This is a genomic window from Symbiopectobacterium sp. (assembly GCF_051710365.1).
Lineage (GTDB): Bacteria > Pseudomonadota > Gammaproteobacteria > Enterobacterales > Enterobacteriaceae > Symbiopectobacterium.
In genome coordinates this window covers 1-7,517 of sequence record NZ_JBPETA010000148.1, presented here as the reverse complement: position 1 = coordinate 7,517, position 7,517 = coordinate 1, and the positions used below count along the sequence as shown (strand labels likewise).

General features: G+C 53.3%; 8 protein-coding genes and 2 pseudogenes. 7 read left to right on the top strand and 3 right to left on the bottom strand.

Annotated elements, in window-relative coordinates; translation table 11 throughout:
- Positions 1–104 precede the first annotated feature (104 nt).
- Together ACTBDZ_RS12930 and ACTBDZ_RS12925 are read right to left on the bottom strand one after the other, a co-directional pair.
- On the bottom strand, positions 105–632 hold the full coding sequence (locus ACTBDZ_RS12930; protein ID WP_438815619.1) for a pyrroline-5-carboxylate reductase family protein: 528 nt from the start codon (positions 630–632) through the stop codon (positions 105–107).
- 42 nt (positions 633–674) lie between these two features.
- On the bottom strand, positions 675–872 hold the full coding sequence (locus ACTBDZ_RS12925) for a pyrroline-5-carboxylate reductase dimerization domain-containing protein (RefSeq protein WP_438815618.1): 198 nt from the start codon (positions 870–872) through the stop codon (positions 675–677).
- An 18-nt stretch (positions 873–890) separates the two neighbouring features.
- On the opposite strand from ACTBDZ_RS12925, the gene ACTBDZ_RS12920 reads away from it, so the two are divergent.
- From ACTBDZ_RS12920 to ACTBDZ_RS12895, 6 genes and pseudogenes are all read left to right on the top strand, one after another.
- The gene (locus ACTBDZ_RS12920; RefSeq protein WP_438815617.1) at positions 891–1,061 is read left to right on the top strand and encodes an ABC transporter permease subunit; all 171 of its coding nucleotides are present in this window, start codon (positions 891–893) and stop codon (positions 1,059–1,061) included.
- A pseudogene (locus ACTBDZ_RS12915) lies at positions 1,061–1,893 on the top strand (ABC transporter permease). The gene ACTBDZ_RS12920 and the pseudogene ACTBDZ_RS12915 overlap by 1 nt, the downstream one beginning before the upstream one ends.
- Complete coding sequence (locus ACTBDZ_RS12910) at positions 1,890–2,111, top strand: ATP-binding cassette domain-containing protein (RefSeq protein ID WP_438815616.1); 222 nt, start codon at positions 1,890–1,892, stop codon at positions 2,109–2,111. The pseudogene ACTBDZ_RS12915 and the gene ACTBDZ_RS12910 overlap by 4 nt, the downstream one beginning before the upstream one ends.
- On the top strand, positions 2,101–3,504 hold the full coding sequence (locus tag ACTBDZ_RS12905; protein WP_438815615.1) for a dipeptide ABC transporter ATP-binding protein: 1,404 nt from the start codon (positions 2,101–2,103) through the stop codon (positions 3,502–3,504). Before ACTBDZ_RS12910 ends, ACTBDZ_RS12905 begins: the two co-directional genes overlap by 11 nt.
- A 142-nt stretch (positions 3,505–3,646) precedes the next feature.
- A pseudogene (locus ACTBDZ_RS12900) lies at positions 3,647–4,052 on the top strand (YybH family protein).
- Between the two features lie 536 nt (positions 4,053–4,588).
- Positions 4,589–5,509, top strand: a complete 921-nt coding sequence (locus ACTBDZ_RS12895; RefSeq protein ID WP_438815614.1) for a bifunctional helix-turn-helix transcriptional regulator/GNAT family N-acetyltransferase — start codon at positions 4,589–4,591, stop codon at positions 5,507–5,509.
- A 163-nt stretch (positions 5,510–5,672) separates the two neighbouring features.
- On the opposite strand, the gene eamB is transcribed toward ACTBDZ_RS12895, so the two are convergent.
- Positions 5,673–6,260, bottom strand: coding sequence for a cysteine/O-acetylserine transporter (gene eamB / locus ACTBDZ_RS12890; protein ID WP_438815613.1), 588 nt, complete (start codon positions 6,258–6,260; stop codon positions 5,673–5,675).
- Positions 6,261–6,365: 105 nt separating this feature from the next.
- Here eamB and ACTBDZ_RS12885 point away from each other — a divergent pair, with 105 nt between their 5' ends.
- Positions 6,366–7,241 carry a LysR family transcriptional regulator gene (locus tag ACTBDZ_RS12885; protein WP_438815612.1) on the top strand — a complete coding sequence of 292 codons (876 nt, stop codon included), beginning with the start codon at positions 6,366–6,368 and terminating at the stop codon, positions 7,239–7,241.
- Positions 7,242–7,517: the final 276 nt, after the last annotated feature.

Below are 7,517 nucleotides of genomic sequence, written 5' to 3'. Positions count from 1 at the left end.
AGGTTACGGATGGTAACGTGGGGAGTACTCATGCTGATTGGTCTGCAAAAAGCAGTAATAAATTCAGAACTTCAGAATACCGTCAAGTCCCGAAAAAAGAAAAATCAGGTGCGGAATGACGGGTAAATATAGTTTGGTCCTGCCACGCCAAAACCGGTGAAGACATCGATCAGACGCTCTTCCAGATACAGCACTTTGCCGAATGCGGTAAAGAACCCATCGAGCTTTTCAGCCTGCGCACGTTGATTCAGCGTCACACCGCTATAGCCGTAGCCAGTGTCTGTCAGGGTGTTCGGGATCACGCGGGCGATGGCTCGCGTTTCACCCAACAGTGCCGTCAACTGTGCCAGCGTAACACCGGCCACAATGGAGACAACCGTGCTGTGCGCAGAAGCAAGCTGGTTAATGCGCTGCGCCACGGCCGGAATATCATCCTGTGGGCGAACGGCAATCACCACCAGATCTGCGTTTGCCAACGCGCTATCCGGCGTTTGAGCGGACAACGCATAGGTGTGCGTCAGGGTGGCGACGCGTTCGGCATCGATATCTTCAATGCTGAACTGTGCATCAGTCAGTGCCGGATTGACCCGTGCGGCGCGGATAATGGCTTCTGCCATTTGCCCTGCACCAATAAATGAATGTGTGCCATAGCATTTCTCTCGATCGAATGAACATCAGGCCGGTTTGGTGTCTTGCGACAGGCGCACGGATTTCAAGGTGCTGGCGCGCACCGCCTGATAAATGGCTGCGCGGAAACCTTTGTCTTCCAATACCGCGACGCCTTCAATGGTGGTACCGCCGGGGGAGCAGACGTTGTCTTTCAACGCACCGGGATGCTGCCCACTTTCCAGCACCAGCTTGGCAGAGCCCAACACGGTTTGGTAGAGAGCGTGTTCGCGCTGCCGGAGCTGGGGCGATTGGCCTATGAATCGGTAATGCAGCGTGACTTGAATACCCTGCTCGGCATTGTGTTTGTCTCTGCGCTGTTAGTGATAGCAATCAATTTTCTGGTGGACCTGCTGTATGCCCGGTTGGACCCCCGTATTGCAGGTGAAGGCTGATGGTGAACTTTTTTAAACGCTATGCGCGCAGCCCGAGCGCGCTGTTTGGCTTGATCTTGTTGGTGCTGGTGATCGGCATGGCACTCTCTGCGGGCTGGTTCTTCCCGGCCGATCCGCTGCGCCTGGCCGGGCGTCCGTTGCAGTGGCCGTTGCACAACGCCCGTTTCCTGTTGGGTACGGACCATACCGGGCGCGATATTGCCGCGCAGATCTTCCACGGTGCGCGCGTGTCACTCACCATTGGCGTGGTGGCGACAGCCATCGCCATCGCTATTGGCATTGTGGTGGGGGCGTTGGCCGGTTTTTACGGCGGCGTGGTAGACGACATGCTGATGCGCCTGACCGAAGCGTTTCAGATCCTGCCTAACTTCTTGTTGCTGCTGGTGTTGGTGGCGGTATTTGGTTCAACGCTGTCGACGGTGATTCTGGCGATTGGCGTGGTCTCCTGGCCGCCTGCGGCACGACTGACACGGGCCGAGTTTCTGTCGCTGCACCACCGCGAATTTGTGCAGGCGGTGCGCTCATGGGGATGCGTGACATGCCCATCGTGTTCCGGGAGATTTTGCCTAACGCACTGCCGCCGATTGTGGTGTACGCCAGTGTGATCATGGCGGTGGCGATTCTCCTGGAGAGCGCGCTGGCGTTCCTGAACTTGTCCGATCCCAACGTGCCCTCGTGGGGCAACCTGATTGGTGGCGGACGCAGTGTCTTGCGACAGGAGTGGTACGTTTCTGCCATTCCCGGCGTGGCCATCTTATTGACCGTGCTCGCTGTCTCCCTGGTGGGGCAAGGGCTGAATGATGCATTGAATCCAAGGCTGAGAAACCGATGAGCGTACTGTTATCCATTAATCATCTCAGCGTGGCGTTGCCGCCGGATGCCGATCGCCCCTGGGCGTTACGCGACCTGTCGCTGGACTTGCGCTATAACGAAATTCTGTGTGTGGTGGGAGAGAGCGGATCGGGCAAATCCATGACCGCCAGCGCCATCATGGGGTTTCTACCGGAGCGGGTACAACCGACGCAGGGGAGCATTAACTTTGAAGCGTGACCTGTTGCAACTGACGCAAGAAGAACTCCGGCAGTGGCGTGGTGCGCGCATTGGCATGATTTTTCAGGACCCGATGACGGCGCTTAATCCGCTGCACCGGGTAGGTGACCAAATTGCCGAAATGTTTCTTATCCATCGTCCCAAACTGACCAGGCAGGACGTGGACGCACGCGTGCTGCGCTTGCTGGAAGATGTGCATATTCCTGACCCGACCGCCACGGTGCGTGCCTATCCGCACCAGCTTTCTGGCGGCCAGCGCCAGCGCGTGATGATCGCGATGGCGCTGGCGCTCGAACCGTTGGTGCTGATCGCGGATGAACCGACGACCGCGCTGGATGTGATCACACAGGCACAGATTCTGCGTTTGATTCGCGAGTTACAGCAGCGGCGCGGTACCTCAGTGCTGTTCATTACCCATGATTTCGGCGTGGTGGCTGATATTGCCGATCGCGTGGCGGTGATGCGCCACGGTGAACTGGTGGAACAGGGCCCGGCGGCGCAGGTGTTGTATGCACCGCGCCATGAATATACCCGTTCGCTGATTGCCGCCGTGCCGTCGCTGCATCCGGCACTGCCGCGCCTGACGCAAGAGCAGCCTGCGTTGCTCACCTTGAAAAACATTAATAAAACCTTCCGTGAGCCGGGGCTGTTTCGTCGTCGCCAACGGCAGGTTGCTGCGGTGCAGGACGTCAGCCTGACGCTGCAGCAGGGCAGCACGCTGGGTATTGTCGGTGAAAGCAGTTCCGGAAAATCGACGCTGGCGCGCTGCATCGTACGGTTATATCAGCCGGATTCCGGCGAAATTCACTTTGATGGGCACGATCTGGCACAACTGCACTCTCGCGCGGTGCGTGCACAGAGTCGGGATAGTCAGATGGTGTGTCAGGACCCGTTTGCCTCGCTGAACCCGCGCCAAACGGTAGGTGAGATCGCCGCCAAAGGGTTGCTGATTCGCGGTGTACCACGCGCGCAGGCGCTGGAGAAGGTCAAAGCCCTGTTTGCGCTGGTGGGGCTGGATGCTGGCGCGATAAACCGTTATCCCCATGAATTCTCTGGCGGCCAGCGCCAGCGCATTGGTTTGGCGCGCGCACTGGCGGTGGAACCGAAGATTTTGGTGGCCGATGAGCCGGTATCGGCGTTAGACGTCTCTGTGCAAGCGCAGGTGCTGGCTTTGCTAGCGGATTTGCGGCAACGCCTGGGCTTGTCTCTGATTTTTATCACCCACGATCTGCGCGTGGCGGCACAAGTGTGCGATCGCATTATCGTGATGAAATCCGGCAATATTGTGGAGCAAGGGCCGACCTATCAGGTGTATCAGCAGCCGCAGCATGTCTATACCCGGCAACTGCTGGAGGCGATTCCGGGGCGTGAATGGCAGGTGTCGGCGGCGTGAGGCTGTCCGCCTTTATCCCAACAGAATTAAAACGGCTTGATAGTCATAATACCCATGCGCTGAGATGAATAACCGGATCTGATAATGCGGGTGACTCGGTGATATAGTAAACACGGACAGTCACTTAGCAGGATAAATTTGCATGCACTCACATCCGTTACGCCACATCATTGAATCCTGTGATGTGGCAATCTCCAAGAGAGATTTTGACTCACTGATGGATCACTATTCTGAAGACGCCGCTCTGGTGGTTAAGCCAGGTATGATCGTTAAAGGAAAAGAGAATATCAGGAAAGCCTTTATTGCCATCTCTGATTACTTTCAGGATCAACTTGTTGTGAAACAGGGAGAGATGCAGGTCATTGAAGGTGGAGGAAATGCGCTGGTTATCATGGAAACATTGCTTCGTTTCCCCGACGGACAAGGCGGTACGGTAGAGACAACGCGTCGTGCTACTTATGTCTTTCGCCAGGAAAGCGATATGCCGTTGGCTGTGCACCATCGACAACTCTTACGATACCGATCTATTGAATACGGAAATCGTCTAAAGAGATTGTTTGAATTACCGCAAGCAGTATCGCCGCTATAGTATCCCGGTATTGCCGAAAGATAATGCATCAGGCAATGACGCCTGACGCATATCTGAATGGCTTATCACGCTTTGTTTTGCAGTGCGCTGACGACAGCCTCGCCCAGTGCTTTCGCGGATGCCAGATTTTGCCCCAGACATGACGATCTCTTCCTGAAGTCCTCAAGAAATCAACCTAAATTGCGTGCCTTTATCGACGTATTTTCAAAAATAATAAAAAACTGAATGATTACCGGGAATATTGATTTCGGTAAATAGGTGCAGCAGAGTCTTCTTAGTCACAAGAAAAAATGACGAAGCAGGATGACCACATAGCCCGACAGTAACGTCAAGGTAGTCGCTGCAACGATCCGGCGAAGAACTTTATCATGACATTTCTGATGCTTCATAACCCACCACCTGTGTGCGAATGTTCAGCCATGATACACAAACTAGTTAACGTCGTTAACTAGTTTGTGTATCATCTGCCATAGTCATTCAAGGCAGGCCACATCTATGAAAAAAAACGAAGTACGTCAGTTCCGTGCAGCCTTGCGCGAAATGGTCAGAGAGCTGGGGATGCTCAGCCGTAAAAGCAGCGGAACGGAGTTATCCCCCCTTCAGAGTCACATTCTGATTGAATTGAACAGTAAACCTTCCGGCGCAACCGAGCTGGCTGCAAGGCTTTGCGTTGAAAAGGCCAGCATGAGCCGTGCGCTTCGGAGCCTGATGGAGACAGGGTATCTGCTGAGGGAACATGACGATCAGGATGGTAGGGCGTCAACCTTCCGGCTGAGCGAAACCGGAAAGCAACGGCTCTTATTTCTGGAAGAGAATGCTGACCGGTTCACCGAGGAAGCCCTTGCTTCATCCGCAGAGGAAGAGGTTGCGGAATTTCTGGAAACTATCACGCGATTCTCTGGCAGCTTGCGCAACGCACGACGCCAGCGTGAAGCGGGGATGCGCTTCCGGCCTATTGAGGCCAGAGACAATGCGGCTATCGCTGCGATCATCCGCAACAGCTTTCGGGATAATAAAATAGACCATCTGGAGGGCGTCAGCCTCCACGATCCCGAGCTTGGGCGGTTAAGCGAGGTGTATAGCCAGCCCGGCACCGGATACTGGGTTGCCGAGGCCAATGGCGAAATTGTCGGAGGGGCTGGAATCGCTCCGCTTGCCGGTGAGGAAGGAACGTGTGAAATGCAGAAGCTGTATTTCAGCCGTGACGTTAAAGGCATGGGGATGGGCAGACGAATGATCGCCTTTATTATTGCGCAGGCCGCTGACATGGGGTACCGCGCCTGCTATCTCGAAACGCTCGACGAACTGAAGGATGCCGTTCGACTCTATGAGGCTTTCGGATTTCGCCATCTCCCTGAAAGGCTGGGCAATACGGGCCATAACAGTTGTGGCATCTGTATGCTTAGGACGCTGTGACCGGGCAAAATATCTGCTATAGGTTGCGGGATGGGGCTAACTGATTCCGTGCTGTATCGCCCATAAGGGTCATGGACGTGAATCGGTTTGAGCCAGAAATGGGCAGAGCCTACATGTAATTTATGTGGGACAGACCGTAAGATTCTGGGCAATTCAGAATGCGTCAGAAAAACATCCGGGCAGCACAGTAAACCAGCAACAAAGCCAGCACCAGATTGACCACCTGGCCATGCCTGCGGAAAAGCGACTGGAACAGATGCCCCGCCAGCGCCCAGACCAGATTTCCCACACAGCCAATCACTGCCAAAAGGATGCTGACCGCCGTTACCCAAAAAATATCCTGTGTATAGGGTAAAACGAATGCAGACAAGGCGGTGATACCGTAAAGAATGATCTTAACGTTGGCAAATTGCAGCCAAAAACTTACCCAAAAACTGAGAGGGTGCCCGCTGCCGTTTGATGTGGTTGGCGAACGGGAAGCAATACGCCATGCCAGCCAGAGGATATATCCCGCACCGATCCAAACCAGCCATCGGGTTAATGAAGGAAGAAGGCTAATCAGCGTAAAGGTAAACGCGCCGCAGACAAGCATAAGAACCAGAAACCCCGCGCTCATGCCCATCAAAACGCGAATACTGCGGCGCAGGCCATACTGATTTACCGAGCTAAGTGCCAGGATATTGTTGGGTCCGGGGGTCAATGCGGTAATCAATGTGTAGGTTAAAAACCCACTGATAATGGTTGATGTCACTTGTGATCTCCTTAGTCCTGCCGTATATTATCCGTCCAGAAACATTCAAAAAAGCGAATTTTTTCAATATCAGATTTTCAATATTTCGATATGTTTGGGGGCTATATGGATCTGCGTCGCTTCATTACCTTTAAAACGGTGGTTGAGGAAGGCTCTTTTGCACAAGCCGCCCGGAAACTGTGCTGTACCCAATCGACCATTACTTTTCAGATCCAGCAGTTAGAGCAGGAACTGGCGTACCCGGTTTTTGAGAAAGTGGGCCGCCGTATGGTATTAACACCAGCCGGGAAATTACTGCTGCCAAGAGTGAGAGAGCTGACGCGTGTACTGGACGGGATCCGTCAGATTTCTTCCAGTGAGGAAGATATCACTGGGGATTTACGGATCATGGTAGGGGAAACACTGCTGGCCTATAAAATGCCGGAAGTTCTCAGGTTATTCAGAGAAAAAGCACCAAAAGTTCGTCTGTCGCTTCAGTCGGTCAACTGCTATGTCATTCGTGATTCTCTGCTGGCTGACCACACGGATCTGGGCGTTTTTTATCGCGTCGGTAATGATGATGCGCTGCACATGGAATACTTCGGGCAGCAGGAACTGGTGCTTGTTGCGTCCCCGCAGCTTCAGCACGTCGATTTTACGCAAAGGGAGCAGCACATTCCGGTCAGCTTCATTATCAATGAGCCTCAGTGTGTGTTCAGGCAAATTTTTGAATCTTCCCTTCGCGAGAGAAAGATAACGTTTGAGAGCACCATTGAACTCTGGAGCATTGAGAGCATAAAGCAATGTGTGGCCAGCAACTTGGGTATTTCGTTTTTGCCACGTTTCAGTGTGTTGCGGGAACTGGCATCGGGCGAGTTGCAGGAGCTGCCATTTTCCGAGACTCCGCCATCGATTACTGCGCTTTGTGCATATCATGCAGGCAGAACGGTTAGCCCCGCGATGAACATGTTCATTGACTGCATGCACCAGTGTCTGGATTAAAAGATCGGCCTCAACCTTCAATAAGTAATGAGAAAATAATGATAATTTCGCATTTACCTGTTGTGATTATGCGGGAACGATCAGCTGCAACAGGGGATAACGCTCCATCCACCGTTTTGCAACGACGCGTTGCCTGAAAACATCTAACTTGAGCCTGTACATAAATTTGTGTAATTGCCTGATTTTGATATGTTCAATCCAACATCAAAAGCAGGTTACTTTATGGACGAAAAACAGTTGCAGGCTCTGGCTAATGCACTGGCCAAAAATCTCAAA